19 protein-coding genes and 1 tRNA gene are annotated in these 19877 nt (G+C 44.0%); 11 read left to right on the top strand and 9 right to left on the bottom strand.

Going from position 1 to position 19877, the window contains the following annotated elements:
* Nucleotides 1-31: 31 nt before the first annotated feature.
* Nucleotides 32-805 (top strand): DUF2238 domain-containing protein, encoded by a 774-nt coding sequence (locus I579_RS01690; protein WP_010752928.1) that lies wholly within the window; start codon nt 32-34, stop codon nt 803-805.
* A 51-nt stretch (nt 806-856) separates the two neighbouring features.
* Here I579_RS01690 and I579_RS01685 read toward each other — a convergent pair whose 3' ends face one another.
* On the bottom strand, nt 857-1192 hold the full coding sequence (locus tag I579_RS01685) for an iron-sulfur cluster biosynthesis family protein (RefSeq protein ID WP_010752929.1): 336 nt from the start codon (nt 1190-1192) through the stop codon (nt 857-859).
* A 116-nt stretch (nt 1193-1308) separates the two neighbouring features.
* Here I579_RS01685 and I579_RS01680 point away from each other — a divergent pair, with 116 nt between their 5' ends.
* From I579_RS01680 to celB, 5 genes are all read left to right on the top strand, one after another.
* The gene (locus I579_RS01680) at nt 1309-1611 is read left to right on the top strand and encodes a hypothetical protein (protein WP_010752930.1); all 303 of its coding nucleotides are present in this window, start codon (nt 1309-1311) and stop codon (nt 1609-1611) included.
* A gap of 563 nt (nt 1612-2174) precedes the next feature.
* Nucleotides 2175-3506 (top strand): H2O-forming NADH oxidase, encoded by a 1332-nt coding sequence (gene nox / locus I579_RS01675; RefSeq protein WP_010752931.1) that lies wholly within the window; start codon nt 2175-2177, stop codon nt 3504-3506.
* Between the two features lie 183 nt (nt 3507-3689).
* Entirely contained in the window at nt 3690-5120 is a 1431-nt protein-coding gene (locus I579_RS01670; protein WP_010752932.1) for a glycoside hydrolase family 1 protein, read from the top strand.
* Nucleotides 5121-5179: 59 nt separating this feature from the next.
* Nucleotides 5180-5488 (top strand): PTS sugar transporter subunit IIA, encoded by a 309-nt coding sequence (locus I579_RS01665; protein WP_010752933.1) that lies wholly within the window; start codon nt 5180-5182, stop codon nt 5486-5488.
* Nucleotides 5489-5662: 174 nt separating this feature from the next.
* Nucleotides 5663-6931 (top strand): PTS cellobiose transporter subunit IIC, encoded by a 1269-nt coding sequence (gene celB, locus I579_RS01660; protein ID WP_010752934.1) that lies wholly within the window; start codon nt 5663-5665, stop codon nt 6929-6931.
* A 44-nt stretch (nt 6932-6975) separates the two neighbouring features.
* On the opposite strand, the gene I579_RS12960 is transcribed toward celB, so the two are convergent.
* Nucleotides 6976-7440: an FUSC family protein gene (locus I579_RS12960; RefSeq protein ID WP_010752935.1), complete on the bottom strand. Its 465-nt coding sequence runs from the start codon at nt 7438-7440 to the stop codon at nt 6976-6978.
* 7 nt (nt 7441-7447) lie between these two features.
* A complete protein-coding gene (locus I579_RS12955; protein ID WP_010752936.1) occupies nt 7448-8026 on the bottom strand; it encodes a hypothetical protein in 579 nt (192 codons plus the stop codon).
* 247 nt (nt 8027-8273) lie between these two features.
* Between I579_RS12955 and I579_RS01650 the strand changes: the two genes are divergently transcribed.
* From I579_RS01650 to I579_RS12750, 4 genes are all read left to right on the top strand, one after another.
* Nucleotides 8274-8346, top strand: a tRNA-Gln gene (locus I579_RS01650).
* 273 nt (nt 8347-8619) lie between these two features.
* Nucleotides 8620-10404, top strand: a complete 1785-nt coding sequence (locus I579_RS01645; RefSeq protein WP_010752937.1) for a heavy metal translocating P-type ATPase — start codon at nt 8620-8622, stop codon at nt 10402-10404.
* A gap of 99 nt (nt 10405-10503) precedes the next feature.
* On the top strand, nt 10504-10854 hold the full coding sequence (locus tag I579_RS01640; RefSeq protein WP_010752938.1) for a DUF2200 domain-containing protein: 351 nt from the start codon (nt 10504-10506) through the stop codon (nt 10852-10854).
* Between the two features lie 169 nt (nt 10855-11023).
* Nucleotides 11024-11194 carry a hypothetical protein gene (locus I579_RS12750; protein WP_010752939.1) on the top strand — a complete coding sequence of 57 codons (171 nt, stop codon included), beginning with the start codon at nt 11024-11026 and terminating at the stop codon, nt 11192-11194.
* A gap of 59 nt (nt 11195-11253) precedes the next feature.
* On the opposite strand, the gene I579_RS01635 is transcribed toward I579_RS12750, so the two are convergent.
* The 3 genes from I579_RS01635 to I579_RS01625 form a co-directional block, all read right to left on the bottom strand.
* Nucleotides 11254-11568 (bottom strand): DsrE family protein, encoded by a 315-nt coding sequence (locus tag I579_RS01635; protein WP_010752940.1) that lies wholly within the window; start codon nt 11566-11568, stop codon nt 11254-11256.
* Nucleotides 11569-11582: 14 nt separating this feature from the next.
* Entirely contained in the window at nt 11583-12752 is a 1170-nt protein-coding gene (locus I579_RS01630) for an AI-2E family transporter (RefSeq protein WP_010752941.1), read from the bottom strand.
* A gap of 127 nt (nt 12753-12879) precedes the next feature.
* Nucleotides 12880-14451: an Nramp family divalent metal transporter gene (locus I579_RS01625; RefSeq protein ID WP_010752942.1), complete on the bottom strand. Its 1572-nt coding sequence runs from the start codon at nt 14449-14451 to the stop codon at nt 12880-12882.
* 196 nt (nt 14452-14647) lie between these two features.
* Between I579_RS01625 and I579_RS01620 the strand changes: the two genes are divergently transcribed.
* Nucleotides 14648-15526 (top strand): alpha/beta fold hydrolase, encoded by an 879-nt coding sequence (locus tag I579_RS01620; RefSeq protein ID WP_010752943.1) that lies wholly within the window; start codon nt 14648-14650, stop codon nt 15524-15526.
* Nucleotides 15527-16009: 483 nt separating this feature from the next.
* Here the strand turns inward: I579_RS01620 and I579_RS01615 are convergent, their stop codons facing one another.
* From I579_RS01615 to I579_RS01605, 3 genes are all read right to left on the bottom strand, one after another.
* Nucleotides 16010-16834 (bottom strand): sugar ABC transporter permease, encoded by an 825-nt coding sequence (locus I579_RS01615; protein WP_371168156.1) that lies wholly within the window; start codon nt 16832-16834, stop codon nt 16010-16012.
* Between the two features lie 47 nt (nt 16835-16881).
* On the bottom strand, nt 16882-18228 hold the full coding sequence (locus I579_RS01610) for a carbohydrate ABC transporter permease (RefSeq protein WP_010752945.1): 1347 nt from the start codon (nt 18226-18228) through the stop codon (nt 16882-16884).
* 72 nt (nt 18229-18300) lie between these two features.
* Complete coding sequence (locus I579_RS01605) at nt 18301-19560, bottom strand: extracellular solute-binding protein (RefSeq protein ID WP_010752946.1); 1260 nt, start codon at nt 19558-19560, stop codon at nt 18301-18303.
* Nucleotides 19561-19877 lie beyond the last annotated feature (317 nt).

The following is a 19877-nucleotide window of genomic DNA, read 5'->3' as shown; positions in this document are numbered from 1 at the left end:
TCAGCGAAGGGTGAAGGAGTAGGGAAAACTTATGAAAAATAAATTGAAGTTGGCCAAGCGAAAACGTATCTTGTTTTTCGTGATTTTCGTCTTGTTGGCGGCTTCCGTCATTTATGCCACGGTGATGTTTATCCAAGCGCCTTCAGGAGTCTCTACGAAGGAATCAGAGCTGGTCAAAAGTGATTACGTCTTGATGATCTTGCAGTGTCTCGTGGGAATGGTCGTAATCTTTCTGCCGGCCCAGGCGGAGCAACACTATGGGATAGATATCCCGGATATGATGGAAATGATTTACTTTATCTTTTTATTCTGTGCGATTTATCTAGGAGAAGTGCAAAATTTTTATTACCGTGTGCCTTTTTGGGATACGATTCTCCATGGGTTTAGTGCCATTATGTTAGCGGCATTGGGCTTTTTCTTAGTGGATTTTATGAACCGTAGCAAAACCTTACACTTGCGCTTGAAGCCTTTCTTTGTGAGCTTTTTTGCCTTTTGCTTTGCTACGACGTGTGGTGTGGTGTGGGAAATTTATGAGTTTACCGCCGATCAAATCTTAGGAACCAATATGCAGAAGTTTATGACGGCAGAAGGTGTGGTTTTAAGCGGACACCAAGCGCTAGGGGATACCATGAAAGATATCATCGTGGATGTGGTCTGTGCGTTGGCTATTGTGATTTTAGGCTATTGGAACTTAAAACGCCTGGAAAAACGCCGCATGGGACCAAAACCAGAATTGGCGCTAGAGACAAGCCAGCTGTCTCAGAAAGAAAAAACGGTTGAAGCCAATCACCAAGAAGAATCATAAAGAAAAAAAACGATGTGCCTAGGAAGTTTAGCTTCCTAGCACATCGTTTTTTTATGGTCGAATCAATAAATTGTTGTCAAGAATCCCACTACTGGTTTTTAAGGAGAAAGTACTCAAGCGGTCATTGTAGTCCAAGGTCAAATCTTCGTTGATAAAATCTGCCTCACTTGCAGAGGTAAATACTTGAAAACGCTCGGTTGTCACAGGTAGATTGTACTGATCCGTGGGGCCTTTACTAGCTAAAATTTGGAACTTATCACCCACAGCACAAGAGCCACCCACGGTTGAAAATTGATTGGTACCATCATTTAAAGCCAGAATAAACGTAGTGCTTTGCAGGCGCTTCTCAAGGGCGTTGGCTGCAGCATCAGTGATTGTCAGCTTCATAAGTAGACCTCCTTTTCTTCTAGTATACCGGCAGATTGCCTCCCTGTTAAATCATCTGCTTTTACGAGGCTAGAAACCCTTTTCATGCTATACTAAAAAGAAAAGGGGGAATGAAAATGCAAAAGTATATTGATTATTTACGAGGATTATCGGATCAAGCATTGACAGAATCGGTGGAAAATATCTTTTATAATGACTCCACAGATGGACAGGCTCTAGCCGGCAATGAGATTGTGGTTCAGTTGATTCAAAGCGAGGCCCTTCCTTTGGCAGCCTTTGAAAAAGCCGCTCTTTTGGAGTTTGTGTGGCGCGGGCTGACCATCGATCAAGAACAACTGCGCATCCAACTTCACGGGGATTATGGAGTGGATCTCAAAAAAGAAGTGGTGGATGAACGCAGTACTCGGGAGTTAAACTAAGGAGCGAGTAAATTCCTTTTCAAAAGCGTAAAGGAATGCTTAAGATTTTTTCGAGCCTTGAAAAATGAAACGGAAAATGAAATGTGTCTGCTTTTATTCGCTCTTTCTTCTGGGAAACTTGGCTGCTTCAACTGCTTGCATAGGAAGAAAGAAAAGAAAAATAGCACTAAAAGCCGGTGAGAGGTCCTACAACCTATTACCGGCTTTTTTTGATTGATTCAAAAGTAGATAACAATAGGCTTTTGGTGGGGTCTCAGCCAAAAGGAGCTATTTTTGTGGCCCCTGCATTCGTCGCTAAAAAGGCGGTAGTTCAACCAATTTTGAAAAGGATGTTTTCTATTTCTCTATGGTACAGCTGTTTAATCTGTATTACTACACAGAAAAAGATTGTGAAAAAAATCCGCTGTAATATTATTCACAATCTAAAATAAAGCGCTACATCTTCATTTGAACGAGTTTTTTTACAGAAATGTAACGAAAAAATTCACAAGTATAAACTTTGCTTTCTGTATGATTTTCCCCTAGACTGTGAGTGTATTCAATATGAAGGAGGCAATACGAAAATGACAAAAACAGTTATTGTTGGCGCCAATCACGCCGGTGTCGCAGCCGCCAATACAATCTTAGACAACGCACCAGACCAAGAGGTGGTCATGATTGATAGCAATACCAACTTAAGCTACTTAGGTTGTGGGACCGCACTTTGGGTGGGTCGTCAAATCGACTCTTATGAAGGTTTGTTTTATACCAAAAAGGAAGACTTTGAAAACAAAGGCGCCAAGATTTTTATGGAAACTTCCGTAGATCACATTGATTTTATTAAGAAGACTGTTCACTGCCAAACGAAAGATGGGCAAGAATTTACCGAAACCTATGACAAATTAGTTCTCGCAACTGGGTCTACTCCGATTTCACCGAAGATTCCAGGAAACGATTTGCAGAATATTCAATTTTTAAAACGATTCCAAGACGGGCAAGCCGTGGACCATATTCTAGGAGATGACACGACGAAAAACGTGGCTGTCATCGGCGCAGGATATATTGGTGTGGAAATCGCTGAAGCGGCTAAACGCCGGGGCAAAAATGTCTTGCTATTTGATGCTGTGGACCGTGCTTTGCCAAACTATTACGATACTTGGTTTACAGATGACATGGACAAAAACTTAGCTGATAACGGAATCGAGCTACACTTTGGGGAACTAGTGCAAGAATACAAAGGTACCGATAAAGTGGAAGCCATCGTTACCACAAAAGGCGAATACAAAGCCGACCTAGTAATCAATGCGATTGGTTTCTTGCCAAATGCTAAATTAGGCCACGATCATTTGGAACTCTTCAAAAATGGTGCGTACCTAGTGGACCGTCACCAACAGACCAGTGATCCTGATGTTTATGCTGTAGGGGACTGTGCTACTGTTTACTCCAATGCCTTGCAAGCAACGACTTATATTGCCTTGGCAACCAATGCAATCCGTTCTGGTCTAGTAGCAGGCTACAATATTGCCGGCATCCCAACCGAATCAGAAGGGGTTCAAGGCTCTAACGGGATTTCAATCTTCGGCTTGAACATGGTTTCCACTGGTTTGTCCGTGGAAGCAGCTGAAAAACAAGGCTTGGAAGTTGCTTATACAGACTTCGAAGACTTGCAACGTCCAGACTTTATGAAAGAAAATGCCAAAGTAAAAATTCGCATTGTTTATGAAGTATCTTCCCGCCGGATTGTCGGGGCACAATTATCTTCCCGAGAAGACATCGCTGGTACGATTCACATGTTCTCCTTGGCCATTGCAGAACAATTTACCATCGACAAGTTGAAACTATTGGATATCTTCTTCTTGCCACATTTCAACCAACCATACAACTACATCACCATGGCGGCTTTACAAGCAAAATAAAGTGTACTGTAAAAAAGACGGTTCCGAGAGAGCAATCTCGGGCCGTCTTTTTTACGCTTCGTCGCAAATCCGATCATATCTCTACATAAGTATAGACTTATTTTGAGATTTAGATATAATGTAGGAGTAAGCAGGAAAAAATGCAGCGGAAGTTGCTTGGAGAAACAACTAGGAGGAGACTATATGAAACTCACATTTCCCAAAGATTTTTGGTGGGGCGCCGCTACTTCAGGTCCCCAAAGTGAAGGACGCTTTGGCAAAGACCATGCCAATGTTTTTGATTACTGGTACGACATGGATCCCGGTGTATTCTATGATCAAGTGGGACCCAATGTAGCATCAAACTTTTACAACAGCTTTAAAGAAGACATCCGTCTCATGAAAGAAGTTGGTTTAAATTCGGTGCGGACCTCGATTCAGTGGACGCGTTTAATCGATGATTTTGAAACCGCTAGCTTAAATCAAGCCAACGTGGACTTTTACAATGCCGTGATTGATGAATTTATCGCCAATGGCATCCGTCCGGTGATGAATCTGCATCACTTTGACTTGCCGGCGGAGTTGTACCATAAATATGGTGGCTGGGAAAACAAACACGTCGGCGATCTTTTTGTGAAGTTTGCAGAGCAATGCTTCCGCCTCTTTGGAGACCGCATTAAAGACTGGTTTACCTTTAATGAACCTATGGTAATTGTTGAAGGTCAGTACTTGCATCAATTCCACTATCCAAATCTCGTAGATGGCAAAAAAGCCGTTCAAGTGGCGTACAATATTCAATTGGCTTCTGCGAAAACCATTCGTGCCTTCCGCCAAATCAATCAAAATCCAGAAAGCAAAATCGGGATTATTTTAAACTTGACCCCGGCTTATCCGGCGAGTCAATCGGCTGGGGATTTAGCCGCTTCCGAATTTGCCGACTTGTGGCTCAACCGTCTCTTTATGGATGCTTCGACTTTAGGTGCTTTTCCAACTGGACTGGTGGCCCGTTTAGAAGCCGATGGTGTCTTGTGGGAGGCAACCCCAGAAGAATTGGCGATTATTAAAGACAATACCATCGATTATTTGGGGGTAAATTTCTATCATCCACATCGGGTGCAAGCACCGGCAATTTCTGCCAACAGTCTAGCGGTGGATTGGCTACCGGAAAAATACTTTGACGAATACGAAATGCCTGGCCGTCGCATGAATGTGGACAAGGGCTGGGAGATATACCCGAAAGCCGTTTACGATATCGCCTTGGACATTCGGGATAACTACGGCAATATTGACTGGTTCGTCTCAGAAAATGGCATGGGGGTTTCCCGGGAAGACCGCTATTTAAATGACGCCGGTGTAATCGAAGACGATTACCGCATTCAGTTTATTCAAGAGCATCTGTATTGGTTGCACAAAGGCATGGAAGAAGGTTCCAATTGTTTCGGGTACCATTTGTGGACCCCGATTGACTGCTGGTCTTGGAAAAATGCTTATCGCAATCGCTACGGTTTTATTTCCACAGATATTCGCAATCAAAAGAAAACCATCAAAAAATCCGGCCATTGGTTTAAAGAAGTGGCAGCAACGGATGTTTTGGAAGTACCGACTCATTTAGTCGAAATTCTCGAACAAGCATAAAAAGCCTCTGTTACTCTAATTAGTAGGTAGTACTCAGGAAAATTGGAAGGATGAATGTAATGAACGAAGAAAATTTAGAAGCAATTATGGGCCTAATCGTCCACGCGGGTAATGCGAAAAGTGATGCTATGGAAGCCATTCAAGCGGCGAAAAAAGGTGATTTCTCAGAAGCGACGGAAAAAATTCAGCAAGCAGAAGCCTCCTTGGTGGAAGCTCACCATGCCCAAACCGGAATGCTAACAAAAGAAGCTCAAGGAGATCACATGACCGTCACTTTGCTAACGGTTCACAGCCAAGACCATTTGATGACGGCGATTGCTTTTACAGACTTAGCAAAAGAAATCATCGATCTTTACAAACGGGTGTAAGGGAAACGAAAGCCAGCAGTGTTGACTGCTGGTTTTTTTTGTCGAGATTTTTAGAAATTTTTCCTTTGTTATCTATATCCATATATAAATTCATAAAAGTATAGACTAATTAAGATTGGTGTGGTATTCTTTTCTTGTAATCGATTACGAAAAAAATTTTACGAGGTGATCCATGTGAACGGGTTTATGGATAAACTTAGCGAAAAAATCATGCCCTTGGCTAATTGGTTGGGACAAAATCGCTACTTAACGGTATTGCGAGATGCATTTATGCTCTCATTTCCTTTGACAATGTTTGGTTCAATCATTGTTGTATTGAACAACTTGCCCTTTTTCAGTGACGAATTAAAAGGAACTCTAGGCAATCTTTTGGGCAACGGGCAAAATGCCACCATGAGTATTATGACTGTCTTTGTAACATTTGGTATCGGCTATTATCTTTCACAGTCTTATGAAGTAGATGGGATTTTTGGTGGTGCGGTGGCTTTTGCTAGTTTCTTGATCTTGACACCATTTTTTATGACCACGGAAGCCGGGGACACGGTGAGCGGTATTTTGAGTTTGGATCGTCTTGGAGCAAAGGGTATGTTCTTGGGGATGATTGCAGCATTTCTGGCCACGGAACTTTATTGCCGAGTGACCAAAAAAGGCTGGCAAATCAAAATGCCCGATGGAGTACCCCCGGCTGTTGCTAAATCTTTTGCCGCCTTGATTCCAGCAATTTTGACCTTAAGTGTCTTCCTGGTTATCAATGCAATAATGGTAGGTGTCTTCAATGCTAACTTACACGATGTGATTTATGAAGTGATTCAAAAACCATTGACTGGCTTAGGTGGTAGTCTTCCAGCGACATTGATTGCTTTGTTCTTCGTACAATTCCTGTGGTTCTTTGGTCTTCATGGGCAAATCATCGTGAACTCGGTGATGGATCCAATTTGGAACACATTGATGTTGGATAACTTAGAAGCGTATCAAGCAGGAGACAAACTTCCCCATATCGTCACCAAACCATTTATGGAGACCTTCACGGTAGGCTTAGGGGGCTCCGGGATGACCTTAGCAGTGGTGATCATCCTAGCATTCTTTATGAAGAAAAAACAATACAAGGACATCGGACGTCTAGCATTGGGTCCGGGGGTTTTCAACGTGAACGAGCCGGTAATTTTCGGGTTACCGATTGTGTTAAATGCGACAATTTTGATTCCCTGGGTCTTGGCTCCTTTAGTAGTCACTACCTTGAACTACTTGGTAATGGCTGCGGGGATTGTACCGGCGCCTACTGGAGTATCCGTTCCTTGGACGGTGCCGATTATTGCCAGTGGGGTTCTAGCAACGAACTCTTGGCTCGGGGGCTTATTACAAGTCGTGGACTTTGTAATTGTTGCTTTGATCTGGTTCCCGTTCTTAAAAGCTTTGGATCGAGAAGTAGAAACAGATATTTAAATAAAAAGACCTTCGTCGAGAAAATCTGACGAAGGTCTTTTTGGTTATTCGCTTTCTTGATCAAAGGTTTCATGAATCTGCAAGGTGCGATTGTAAAAACGTAAGCAGGTGATCATAATCCAAGCACCCAGCAATCCCAGAAGTCCTCCGAGGATAATTCCTAAAAAGCGATAAGGCAAAAGGGAGTAGAGAAACTGTTGCTTGGCTAAGCTAATCAGTAAAAGCGACATGGGCGTAATAAAAAAATTCGCAATTGCGTAATTGTGTTTAATAATGAATTCGACGGTGACGAAGAAGAACGAAATCAAGAAGATTTTTGGCAGTAATGCTAGGGAAATATTCAGTAAGAATGCGGCGAACCCGATGCCAAGGAGTGTTCCTAGTATTCGTTGGACATTGCGCTCCATCATGGCCCGCAAATTGTTTCCTTGAAGAATCGTAGCGGTAGAGATGACCATCCAATAAGGATTTTCCAGTTGAATGGACTGGCTAAGATAGGTGGCAATCATCAGCAGATTACCAAAGAATAGACTGCTTAAGAGTGCACCAGGATCGGTATATAGACGTTCTTGGAAGCTTTGCTACTGTCTTACTATCGGAACTGGTCGGATTGCACAGAGAATCCAGGGGGGCAATATAACGATACCGATACCTAAGTAAGAAGTAACAAGAGATGAGATGTTGTTTTGAAAGGGCCTCATTCGTACTCGTCCCCATGGCTGTTACCATTACTACGAAGAAAGCTCCCGGATTGATAATCTTGTAAAGGCGAAAAATCAAGCGACTGAAAAAGCCAAAGAAACCCACTACAAAAAGTGCAGTCCAAGGCAACGCGGTGGCAAGCATGCCGAATGCGTGTCCTGCTAAAAGTAATAAGCCAATCAAGAACGTTCGTGGTAGAAGTGTTCTAGCTGCTTGTTTCTTAGAGTAGAGAAACGTCAAGCTACCAAAGGACATGAAACTGGCACTGGTCATATTACCGGAAAAATAGCCAATCAATAGGGGAATCAACATACAACAAAAAGTGCCCACCAATTGATAAGGATCGTCTGGGATCTGTTTGAAATGAGTAATCTCTTTTATGAATGCGTGCAAAAGCGGTCCCTCCTTTCTCTACAACCATAGCATAGAAAGAAATCAGAATGCAGATTTTTTGAATACAACAACTTATTTGCTTTTCCCTTTTTTATAGTGGACATATCAAAATCAACGATTGTAGAAATGAAGCTACTGAAATTTGTAGCGTCATACTACAACTCAACTACAGGTAGTTCTTACTAGTACCGATGCGTATTTCTTGCAGTTTTTATTGCACAGGAGTATGCTATTTCTGTTGAATTTTTGGGATATGGCCAAACTGGTAAGGCGCCTGACTCTGAATCAGGTAAGTGCAGGTTCGAGCCCTGCTATCCCAATAAAAATGAATGACGAAAAAATCTCCCTGCTAAATGCGTGGGAGATTTTTTTGTTTTGTGGGAGTTTTTCTAGTATTTGAGAAAAATCATTTTGCTAGTCGGCATAGGACGGAAGCTGTTGAAAATGATGCGGGCTGATCCTTTTCTGAAGTCTTTTTAGTGGTGGCAATGAGGGTGATAGTCCTTCTCATTTAAGGGCCAACAGTTGAAAATCAAGGGAATTCTTCTATGCTTGAAGTAGGGAAAGAACTTGCTTGAAAGGGGAGAAAGCCCATGAGTCATTTTAAAAAATTTGTGGCAACCATCTTAGTGGGGGTAGCAGCACTGATTAGTCAGTTTGCTTTTGGTCAGCCTAAAGTAGCCTTTTTATTGGTAGCAATTCTTGGAGGAATTGTGGCCTTGTCCATGGTGAAGGAAATGATTGCCACGCTGAAAAGCGGACGCTACGGCGTGGATATTTTGGCGATTACAGCAATTGTGGCAACTTTAGCGGTAGGGCAATACTGGGCTAGCCTAATGATTTTAATCATGTTAACCGGTGGCGACAGCTTAGAGGATTATGCCAGTCAAGAGGCTAGTCGGGAATTGCGTCATTTGTTGAATCAGGCACCACAACAGGCGCACCGAATCGCTGGAAAAGAGCTTCAAGATGTGACTTTAGACCAAGTTAAAATTGGGGATCGATTATTGGTAAAACCTCAAGAAATCGTCCCAGTAGATGGTCTCGTAGTGGCTGGTGCCAGTGAGGTGGATGAGTCTTCTCTGACCGGGGAAGCAAAACCTGTGGCCAAAGAACACGGAGATGAAGTCATGTCTGGATCGGTAAATGGGGCGGTTGCTTTGCAGATCAAAGTCAGCAAATTGGCCCAAGATTCCCAGTATCAAACGATTGTCAAATTGGTAAAAGAATCCCAAGCAAAACCGGCTCACTTTGTCCGCTTGGCAGATCGCTATGCGGTGCCATTTACGATTTTGGCGTATTTGATTGGTGGCATTGCCTGGTTTGTGACCAAAGATCCGGTGCGTTTTGCCCAGGTTTTAGTAGTGGCCTCACCCTGTCCGCTGATTTTAGCGGCGCCAATTGCGCTGATTGCGGGGATGAGTCGCTCCAGTCGCAAAGGGATGATCGTGAAGACCGGGACGACTATTGAAAAGATGGCAACGTTAAAAACCGTAGCCTTTGATAAGACCGGGACGATTACGGCGGGCACGTTGGCTGTAGAAGCCGTGATTCCAGAAGGCCCTTTTAAAGAAGAGGAGCTTTTAGCTTTAGCGGCAGGAGCAGAAGAGAGCTCGACGCATATTCTGGCCCGGTCTTTGGTGCAGTATGGCAAAAGCAAAGTGACCTTGCATCATTTTGAAGAGGTCAAAGAAGTCGTGGGTCAAGGGATTGAAACCAACTACCAAGGGAAAGTTTTGAAAATCGGCAGTGCGGCTTTTGCTGGAGTTCCAAAAGTCGGTACCGGAACAGCAATCTACCTTTCTTGGGGGGATCAAAGTGTGGGGCGGATTACCTTTAAGGATCAAATTCGCCCGGAAGCTGCGGCGACGATTGCCAAACTTCGCAGTCTAGGAACGGATCAAGTCATGATGATCACGGGGGATCAAGCAACGGTGGCCGAGCAAATCGCTGAAAATGCGGGCATCACCACGGTTCATGCCAACTGCTTGCCTCAAGACAAATTGATGATTTTGAAAAATGTGCCGGCAAGCGAGCGGCCCTTGATGATGGTGGGTGATGGGGTCAATGATGCGCCGGCTTTGGCAATCGCCGATGTGGGGGTAGCTATGGGTGCCCGGGGGTCGTCTGCGGCTAGTGAAAGTGCGGCGGCAGTGGTTTTAAAAGACGACCTGAGCTGTGTGGCCGATGGCGTTCAAGTGGCCCAAGAAACCATGAAGATTGCCAAACAATCGGTATTGATCGGTTTATTCTGTTGCGTGGTACTGATGATGATAGCAGCGTTCGGAGTGATTCCGACGCTTTTAGGAGCGATTTTACAAGAAGTCGTGGATACCTTGTCCATTTTAAGTGCTTTGCGGGCGAAAAATGATCGCTGACAGGCTTTAAACTTTTTGAAAGACGTCATTCTTGCCAACTGCTATACTTAAAGAAAAAACTTCCTATTCTAAGGGAGTTGAAGATAGGAGTAGGCAGAAATGGACAAGCCAAAAATTTACCAAATGAGTTTTGCCAGTGTGTATCCGTTGTATGTGGCAAAAGCCGAACGCAAAGGTCGCAGCAAGGCCGAGGTGGACGAGATTATTACCTGGTTAACAGGGTATTCTCAAACGGATTTAGCAAGTCAAGTGGACAAAAAGGTCGACTTCGAGCAGTTTTTTGCAGAAGCACCGCAATTACAGCCCAATCGCCGTTTAATCAAAGGGGTAGTCTGTGGAGTGCGGGTGGAAGACATTGAAGAAGCCTTGATGCAGGAAATTCGTTACTTGGATAAATTGATTGACGAGTTGGCAAAAGGCAAAGCCATGGAGAAAATCCTTCGCCACTAAACCGGGAATCTGTACCTCGTAATAAGCATTGTTTGTCGTGTGGTCAACCCGACTAGCCCGGGGGAAAAATGGCGGGCCTGTGAATAAACTATGAAGAATTTTAGAAACCCTTTACAAATAACCGTCGTCATGGTATAAACTCCAAAAGGGATTTACGAGGTGACGGAAGATGGAAAAATGCGATATTGAAAAAGGGCAGCTTTACGAAGCAGAAATCATCGGAGCAAAAGGACGGCAACAAGTTCAGGTGGTTTCAATCTTGGATAAGACGTGCACGGTGGAAGTCAAAAACACTGGGGAAATTGCCGTGGCGAAAATCGCAAGCTTATCCAAAGTATAATCATGAATTAAAAAACCTCGAAGAACTTTTCCTATGGAGAAGTCCTTCGAGGTTTTTTCTTATGGTTTGATATAAGCATAGCCTAAGTGTTGTAGCTTGATTAAATCTAAAACACCAGCGGGAACCACTGTGACTGGTTCTGGCAGCTGCTCTTCGGGAATCTTAAAGGCCTTTAAAGCGTTGTGACAAGCGTGAAACTCAACTCCGGGTTCTCGTAGAAAGTCTTGGTATTGCTCGTCTAAGAAGCCCGTGATGGCAGCTCCATTGACTAGTAGGACAATTTGGAGATTGGGACAGCCCGCCTTGGCATTGTGGATATTTTTCATTGCCTCGGACCATTTTGGCAGCTCATCCACGTGAAATACTACCTTCATTCTGACACACCCTTTCAGTAATCGTCTTCGGAAAAGTCTGTATGTTCATACGTACCTTCACTACCAAAATAGCGATTGTAGCGTTGTTTAAACTTGCGGAAGGTGTACACGGCAAAGAGTTTGATCAAACTGTAAATGGGAATACCCAAAACAATTCCCACAAAGCCTAGCAAGTCCCCCATGACCATTAAAACGACGATGATGGTGATAGGATGAATCTTCAAGCGATTGCCCAGAACCCGGGGGATGACCAAGTCTCCGTGGAGCAGTTGTACGGCAAACCAGACGATGACAAATTTAAGAACCATAAAACCCGAGTCTTGGAAAGCCACGAACAATCCGGGTAAAAAGGCGATAAAGGCGCCAATGTAAGGCATGATATTCAGTAAGCCTGCCACTAAGGCAATCAAAGTAGCATAGCGCAAGCCAATCAACACGAAGATTGGCCAGTAAATCAGCCCTAATAAAAGAGAGGCGATGACTTGTCCTTTTAAGAAAGCACCGATTTGCTGATTGGCAATGGTGATGATTTCTTCCGTATCGCGGCGAAAGCGGGGCGGAATAATGGATAAAAAAGTTTGGTAGAACTTATGGGGACTTTTGATTAGGAAAAAGGCGATAATCGGTCCTGTCACCAAAGTAATCCCCACGGTGGAAAGGGTAGAGACTAAAGTTCCCAGCCCGCGAGCGCCATCTTGCCAGTTGTCGCTAATAAAGTCAACTAGACTGTCTGTGACCGAGTCCAAGGAATTGGTAATCTGGGCAAATTCATCGGCAAAAGGCGTATTCGCCACGAAGCTTTCCAACCCCTTTTGAAAGTCTTGGGCTAAGGATGGCAGTTGGTCAAACAGCTCCACTGCTTGTTGGCTGATTAAAGGGAACAATTGAAAGCCTCCGAAGACTAACAGCGCCGCTAGTACCAAATAAGCGAAAATCAAACTGACTGTTCGGGGGATTTTTTTACTTTCCGCAAAATCCACAAACGGGCAAAGGGTGTAATACAATACCAAGGCAAAAATAGCCGGGGGCAAAATCGCACCGATTAAAACCATCAAAGGTTGATAGAGAAAAGAGACTTCTCGTAGCAACAAAACGGTGATGGCGAATAAGCAGATTAAACCTAGCACATAGTAACTGGTCTTGCCTCCAAGAAAGGCAATCAACCGATGATTTTTCTTTTCCATCAGAGTCCCTCCTTTTGGAAAACTACTCTTTCATCCAGTATAACGAAACAAAAATTATCTGTACAATGTAAGGCATAAGCCGTTTTTGACGAAAAAAGAGGCCAGGCTGTATGCCTGACCTCGTGAGTTATTCTTCTAAATCGGATTGTTCTTGATGATAGCGCTGGTTGCCTTTGTAAAGGTCGATGATGGTCCACAAAAGTAGGGCCAAAACCGCGGCAATCAGCAAATACGCAATGGTATTTGCCAGGGTGATTTGATTGGCGGAAGGATTGCTACCGAAGAAATCGCGAATGGAGTCGGGCAAGCCTCGTAAGTTGAGGAAGGTTAAGGAAATAACTGAGAACCAGCCTAAGATTTGAATGATTGGGCGATTTTTAAAGCGCGGGCCCATTTCTTTTGTGCTATTGGTCATAATCAGTAAAGGCAACATGGAGAATGGCAAAGCGAAGGCCAGGAAGACTTGAGAATTGTTCATTAAGTTGTTCAAGGCCTGGTGTTCTTCAATGGGATTGTCACTTCTGGTCAACAAGACGCAAATCATAACGGGAATGACAGAAATCAAACGGGTGACTAAGCGTCGTAACCAAAGAGGAATCTTCATGTGAATAAAGCCTTCCATAATGACTTGACCGGTTAAAGTGCCGGTAATGGTCGAGTTTTGGCCGGAAGCTAAGAGCGCTACGGCGAACAAAGTGGATAAAAGACCGGTTTTCGCGACACTCATTAATAAGCCATTGTTCATGGTGCTAGGATCGGATAATGCCTGGAAGAGACCGAAGAAAGAAGGGTCCTTCACGGCGCCGGACTTAAAGACGGCAACCCCCATGATTAACAATAGGGCATTGACGATAAAGGCCATGGAAAGTTGGATATTGGAATCCCAAGTGGTAAAGCGCACAGCTTGCGCCACACTGTCTTCATTTTTGTGGTCGACTTTTCTAGTTTGCGAAACGGCCGAATGCAAGTACAGATTGTGAGGCATGACCGTGGCACCAATAATGCCCAGGGAACCAGTTAAAGGCGTTTGCCCACCAATTGCCGGTGTTTCGGCAAAGGTTTTTGTGGTAGGAATGAAGCCTTTAAAGACGGCTCCCCAATCAGGATCGGACAAAGCGACTTGGTAGACGAAAACGAAAAGAATCACGAAAATCAAACAGACCACAATGGCTTCGATTTTGCGAAACCCGATTTTTGTCAGTAATAAAAGCAAGAGCACGTCGAACACGGTGATAAAAACGGCAATCCATAAGGGGATGCCAAAGAGGAGATACAAGGCAATGGCGGCACCGACTACTTCGGCGATATCCGTCGCCATAATGGCCAGCTCCGTAATGATCCAAAGGACGATGCCCAATCGTTTACTGGTGCGGGCGCGAATCGCTTGAGCCAAGTCCATCTGAGTAACGATGCCTAGTTTAGCCGCCATGTATTGCAGTAACATGGCAATCAGACTCGACATGAGAATCACGGACATCAGTAAGTACTGGAAGTTTTGCCCACCGGTAATCGAAGTGGACCAGTTACCCGGGTCCATATAGCCCACGGCGACTAAAGCCCCTGGGCCGGAATAGGCGAGCAAGGTTCGCCAAAAGCCTTTTCCTTGGGGAACTTCCACGGTACCGTTAATTTCTTCTAAGGACAAGCCACTGCTTTGGGTGACCAACCCGGATTTGTGTTTTGTTTGAGAGTGTGTCACAAACTCTCCTCCTTTACTGTAAAAAAACAAGAATTTTAGGTGTGCCTTATTTCTTCTAAGTCTGTTATACGCATTTTGCTTGAAAAATGCAACTATTTCTGCTTTGAACCTCTCAGGTTTGCCCCCTTTTCTTTGCTAGCGTATGATAAGAAGTACAGATAATTTCAGTCAGTAGTTTGAAAGGAGCCAAAGTAAGATGGATCATGAATTACACACACTTGCGGGAAGTGAGGGCAATCAGCTCGCCTTAGCCGAATTTTATTTAAGCAAACCAAAAGGGGTCGTCCAAATCATTCATGGGGCCTTGGAATACAAGGAGCGCTATTTTGATTTTGCTCGCTTCCTTCATCAAGCGGGCTATGCCGTGGTGCTGTCGGATAATCGTGGTCATGGGCAAAGCTTATCTTCCGAAGATGCCTTTGGCTTAATGAAGGACTTTGACGCTATGGTGGCCGATCAAGTGGTGATTAGTGACTGGCTTCAGGCGCGTTATCCTAGTGTACCGCTGATTCTTTTTGGCCACTCTTTTGGGTCCATTTTGGCCCGGGGGTATTTGCAAGGCCAAGACGGGCGTTTGAGCAAACTGGTGTTAACCGGTACGGCAAATTACAATCCCGTGGTACCAGTAGGATTGTTTGTGGGAAAAGCCTACGTCAAATTAAAAGGCGAACAGGCTCATTCGCCATTTTTAAACTACCTTTCCGGCAATCTCGGTGTAGAACAAGACTGGTTATCCAACAATCCGGAAAATAATGAGCGGGCAAAAAATGATCAGCGCATGGTCCCGCGCTATCCGGTGCGGAGTTTGTTGACGATTTGGGAAGGCGACCATCAGCTCAAAGCCTATGACCGTTATTCCTGTGAAAACCCAGACTTGCCTATTTTGAACTTGGTAGGGGCCGAGGATAAGATTACCGGGGGCAAAAAAGGTGTGGCAGATACACTAGCCACTTTGGAAAAAATCGGCTATCACAATTTAACCAATGTGGTCATGGAACACATGAAACATGAGGTGCTAAATGAACGGGATAATCACTTGGTTTATGATCAGATTTTGCGCTTTTTGGAGCGTTGAAGGTTGAAATTTTTGGGGCAAAAAAATAGCCGAAAGCAGGGAACTTTCGGCAAGTTGGGGAGGTATATCAAAAAGGGAGATACAGGAGGATTACAAGATGGGGATCAAGTAATCCGATACAACAGCTAGAGTAAAACAAAGAGCCAACAAGCTATCCGCAAGTGCTTCCTGAAACGGGGTAGAATCAGGGATTTGCTATAGCTGACATTGGACGCCTTGTAGGAATTGGGGGAACCTACAAGACCTCTTCTTTACATTTTCATTCTAGCGTGAAGTAAAAAGAAATGCGAAGTTTTTCCCTTTGGCGCGACGGAGATTAAACCGTCAAAATTTAGATAAACCTTGTTATTATCGGGTTTTTATGACCTGTTTCATCTTTTTGTGCTTTTGCGAAATAAATGGTCACCTGAAAAGACACGAAGCTAAAACCAGCCCAGTTGCGAATCATCGCAGCTGAGCTGGTTTTTTGCTTGGCTAGAGGCGCTATTTCACTGAACCAGAGGTGATACCTTCCACGTAGAATTTTTGCATGTAGATAAAGAGCAAAGTAATCGGAATGGCGATTAGCACACAGCCGGCAGTAAAGGTCATAAACAGTGAATTGGCCGTAGTCCGAGTCATCATGGTGTAGAGCCCAATGGCCACCGTGTATTTCTCCACATGGTCGCCCATGATGATCTTAGCGAAGATGAAATCCATCCAAGGAGCCATAAAGGCCATTAAAGCCGTGTACACGATAATCGGCTTAGACAAAGGCAAAGTAATCTTCGTGAAAATCTGGAATTTATTTGCCCCGTCAATCATGGCTGATTCATCCAAAGCCATGGGAATCGTATCGAAAAAGCCTTTGGCGATATAGAAGGTCAAGGCCGCCCCGGAAGAATAAATCAGTACCAAGGCAAAGAGGCTTTGGGTCAGGTCTAAGGCTTTCAAGATGTAGTAAACAGCAATCATACTCATAAAGCCAGGGAACATATTTAAAACCAAAGCGACTTTCAAAAAAGGCTTCCGTAAACGAAATCGTAGACGAGACAAGGAGTATGCCATGGCAATCGTAATCAAGGTAGACAAGAGGCAACTGATTACGGCCACGAAAAAGGTGTTCAAGAACCATTGGATGAAAGGATAGCTCCCTGAAGCGTCGGTTAAGAGTTTGATGTAATTATCCAAGGTGAAGCTTTTAGGGACGATGTAGGGAACAAAGGCGCCCCCTTCTTCACGAAAGCTCGTTAAAACGATCCAAACAATAGGGAATAACCAGACGATGGCTAAAATGATTAAAATGGCATAAATCAAGCCAGTAGTCATTGTCTTTTTGCGATGGTAACTGCTAGTGCTAGGTTTGACAGACATATTTAGCCCTCCTTAAATGAATTCGTGCGGGTGTACATTAAGAGACTGAAGAAGGCGGAGAGGATAAAGATCAAAATCCCGATGACGGAGGCTAGGTTGTAGTCCATCTTGTCCACCGTTAATTTGTACAACCAAGTAACCAGTAGGTCCGTGGAGCCGGCGCCGTAAAAGTCGGAGTTTGAAGGATAGCCCCCGGTTAATAAGTAAATCACGTTGAAGTTGTTGATATTGCCGATGAATTGTTGAATCAAAGATGGCAACATAACAAAGAGAATCTGGGGAAATGTGATGCTGCGGAAAATCTGGAACTTGTTGGCCCCATCGATTTCGGCGGCTTCAATCTGTTCTCGGTCTAGATTTTGAATAATCCCCGTGGAAATTAACATGGTAACCGGAATCCCGATCCACATGTTGACTACGATAACCGTGATCTTGGCCATTAAAGGATCCGTTAAGAATGGAATCGCAGAGGAGATCCAGCCGAGATTCATCAATAAGGAGTTAATCGGACCGGCATCGTTTAAGAGATTGCGCATTAAGAGCAAAGATACGAACTGAGGCACGGCCATAGTAATTACAAAAAGCGTGCGCCAGAATTTTTTATACTTAATACCTTTTGACTGAATCAAAAGGGCTAAGATGACCCCAAATAGGAAGTTGGTAACTGTTGCTAAAACGGCCCAAACCAACGTCCAAATTAACACGGGAAGAAACGTGCTAGCCAAATCTCCAGACAAGACACTGCCGAAGTTTTTGAAGCCTACCCAAGAAAAGAGGCTTTTTGGTGGCAAGTGGTTGTGGTCGTAGTTGGTAAATGCGATCGAAATCATGTAAAGAAGCGGTAAAATCGTGAAAAACAAGACCCCAATCAAAGGAATCGTCATCAAAGTTGCGTGGAAACGTTCGTTGACTAGGCTCTTGAGATCTTCCTTAGTAGTGGGAATCGGTTGACCTACTTCTTTTAGTTCGTAGAGGTGGCGAGCGCTTTTTAGATTGATGACATACATGATGACTAAGAGCACGCAGACTAAGATTGCGGCAATCCCAAATAACAGGATCAACATGGAGTTATCGCCTTTTTGCAAAATTTCGATGCCTAGTTTTTCGTTGTACACCAATCCTTGTTTTTTCGTTCCTAAGGATTGAAGCATGGACAAGGCGTGGAAGCCATTGGTAATGAGCCAGTAAAGAATTCCGACTTGAGTGGCTAAAAAGACTAAGCCTTTTGGAATCTGTTTGTTGGCAAAATTGGCAGAGCCCATAATCAAGAATGAGAGCTTAGTGGGAAGATCCCCTTTTTTGAATAATTGAATAAAGGAAAGCGATTTGGAACGCTGCGACTTAAACATTCATTTCACCTGACTTTCTTTTGAAAAGGTTGTAGCAAGTGGGCCATCCCCCTTGCTACAACCTACTTTTTGCTATTCTACTTCTTTGGAAATATCGGCAACTAATTTGTCGAGTTTTGCTTGGTAATCAGCGGGCTTGATATTGCCTTTGTAAGTGTCATTGATGATGGAGTCCATTGGTGGCCAGAAGGAAACCATTTCTGGTAATTTCGGCATTACAACACTGTGTTCAGGGTCAGCCATTTCCATAACCGCTTTGGCTACTGCATCAATTTTAACATCTGCATTTTCTTGCAATTCTTTATTTGATGGGATAACGCCCATGTTTTTGAATTCTTCCATTTGTGAATCTTCGTTGGTCAAGTATTCCGCCAAGGCCATAGCCGCTAATGGGGATTCGGTTTGTTGGTTCACGCCGTAAAGTTTTACCCCCAGGAAGGCTTTCATTTGTTTCGCGCCATCACCGAAGTCGATTGTCGGATAAGCTGCTACACCCATGTTTTCGCCAAGGGCTTTTTCAACGTCGTTTTTAGACCAAGGACCGGATAAGAAGGCATCTGTTTTACCCGATTGCAAATTAGACAATGCGGAATCTGCGGATTGAACTACCCCAGGATTGTCTTTTTGAGCGGCAATCCAGCTTAAAACTTGTACGCCGGCTTCGTTGTTAAAGTTGGTTCCTTGCAAGTCTTCGCCGTTTTCACCGAAGAGCACATCGCCATTACTCATGAAGAGTGGGCCAAAGATGTAGTTGGCGCCGTCTTCGCCAAAGTTGGTTCCGATTTTCCCTTTTTCAGTCATGGTTTCCCAAGTTTTAACGTCATCTTCAGAGAGGGTAGAAGTGTTGTAGTAAAGAACTTGTGATTCGACCCCATAAGGGAAGCCGTAGATTTTATCGTCCCAAGTTACACCATTGACAGCAGCTTCAGTACTGTTGGTTTTGATGTCTTCTGCTTGTTTTGTTGCCACTGGATATAAAAGTCCTGCTTCGGCCATTTGTCCGATTTGGTCATGGGGCATCATGAAAACGTCTGCCGCTTTTTCCGGGTCTTTGGAAACTTCGGACTTCGCATCAGCAGAAGAAGCTGCTTTGACTTCCACGTTTACATCGGGATATTCCTTCTCGAAGTCACTGACGAGTCCTTTAATGGTATCCATGTGTTCGGTGTCGACCCATAATTTCAAATCGCCCGCTACGGCAGCTTCGTCCTTGCCGCTTGCGCCATCGCTGGCTGCTGTGTCACTGTCGCCCCCGCCACAAGCTGCTAAAGTTAACGCTGCCGTGCCTAACATTAAACCGCTCATTAAAACTTTTTTCCAGTTTGCTTTCATTTCTTGTTCCCTCCATACGTGGTTTGTATTCTTTTGCAAGTGAACTTGATTCCGCTTACAAAGTACAAACACTATTATGCAATCGATTGCGTTATAAGTCAAGAAGAAAATGCTTTTTTGCTGGATTAAACAAAATACTACAAACCAGTGATAAGGGGAAAGACTAGGGTAATAAGTAGTAGAAGAAACTTTCTTTTACTGGGGAAATGTGAAGATATCTCAATGAGGGCTATCAAGAATCACTTGAGCAACTAAAGGGTGGAAATCAAAAACAGGTATAAGCAACTAACGAAAAAATGTGCAAACGATTGCTTTAA

The sequence above is a fragment of the Enterococcus asini ATCC 700915 genome, from assembly GCF_000407365.1.
In the GTDB taxonomy this organism is placed as follows: domain Bacteria; phylum Bacillota; class Bacilli; order Lactobacillales; family Enterococcaceae; genus Enterococcus_C; species Enterococcus_C asini.
This window is presented reverse-complemented; position numbering and strand designations above follow the sequence as displayed.

What these genes read in the sequence shown, in the direction of transcription:
- I579_RS01690 (WP_010752928.1), top strand. Translation starts at nt 32, where the DNA reads ATGAAAAATAAATTGAAGTTGGCCAAGCGAAAACGTATCTTGTTTTTC.
- I579_RS01685 (WP_010752929.1), bottom strand. Translation starts at nt 1,192, where the DNA reads ATGAAGCTGACAATCACTGATGCTGCAGCCAACGCCCTTGAGAAGCGC.
- I579_RS01680 (WP_010752930.1), top strand. Translation starts at nt 1,309, where the DNA reads ATGCAAAAGTATATTGATTATTTACGAGGATTATCGGATCAAGCATTG.
- nox (WP_010752931.1), top strand. Translation starts at nt 2,175, where the DNA reads ATGACAAAAACAGTTATTGTTGGCGCCAATCACGCCGGTGTCGCAGCC.
- I579_RS01670 (WP_010752932.1), top strand. Translation starts at nt 3,690, where the DNA reads ATGAAACTCACATTTCCCAAAGATTTTTGGTGGGGCGCCGCTACTTCA.
- I579_RS01665 (WP_010752933.1), top strand. Translation starts at nt 5,180, where the DNA reads ATGAACGAAGAAAATTTAGAAGCAATTATGGGCCTAATCGTCCACGCG.
- I579_RS12960 (WP_010752935.1), bottom strand. Translation starts at nt 7,440, where the DNA reads ATGATTGCCACCTATCTTAGCCAGTCCATTCAACTGGAAAATCCTTAT.
- I579_RS01645 (WP_010752937.1), top strand. Translation starts at nt 8,620, where the DNA reads ATGAGTCATTTTAAAAAATTTGTGGCAACCATCTTAGTGGGGGTAGCA.
- I579_RS01640 (WP_010752938.1), top strand. Translation starts at nt 10,504, where the DNA reads ATGGACAAGCCAAAAATTTACCAAATGAGTTTTGCCAGTGTGTATCCG.
- I579_RS12750 (WP_010752939.1), top strand. Translation starts at nt 11,024, where the DNA reads ATGGAAAAATGCGATATTGAAAAAGGGCAGCTTTACGAAGCAGAAATC.
- I579_RS01635 (WP_010752940.1), bottom strand. Translation starts at nt 11,568, where the DNA reads ATGAAGGTAGTATTTCACGTGGATGAGCTGCCAAAATGGTCCGAGGCA.
- I579_RS01630 (WP_010752941.1), bottom strand. Translation starts at nt 12,752, where the DNA reads ATGGAAAAGAAAAATCATCGGTTGATTGCCTTTCTTGGAGGCAAGACC.
- I579_RS01620 (WP_010752943.1), top strand. Translation starts at nt 14,648, where the DNA reads ATGGATCATGAATTACACACACTTGCGGGAAGTGAGGGCAATCAGCTC.
- I579_RS01615 (WP_371168156.1), bottom strand. Translation starts at nt 16,834, where the DNA reads ATGACTACTGGCTTGATTTATGCCATTTTAATCATTTTAGCCATCGTC.
- I579_RS01610 (WP_010752945.1), bottom strand. Translation starts at nt 18,228, where the DNA reads ATGTTTAAGTCGCAGCGTTCCAAATCGCTTTCCTTTATTCAATTATTC.
- I579_RS01605 (WP_010752946.1), bottom strand. Translation starts at nt 19,560, where the DNA reads ATGAAAGCAAACTGGAAAAAAGTTTTAATGAGCGGTTTAATGTTAGGC.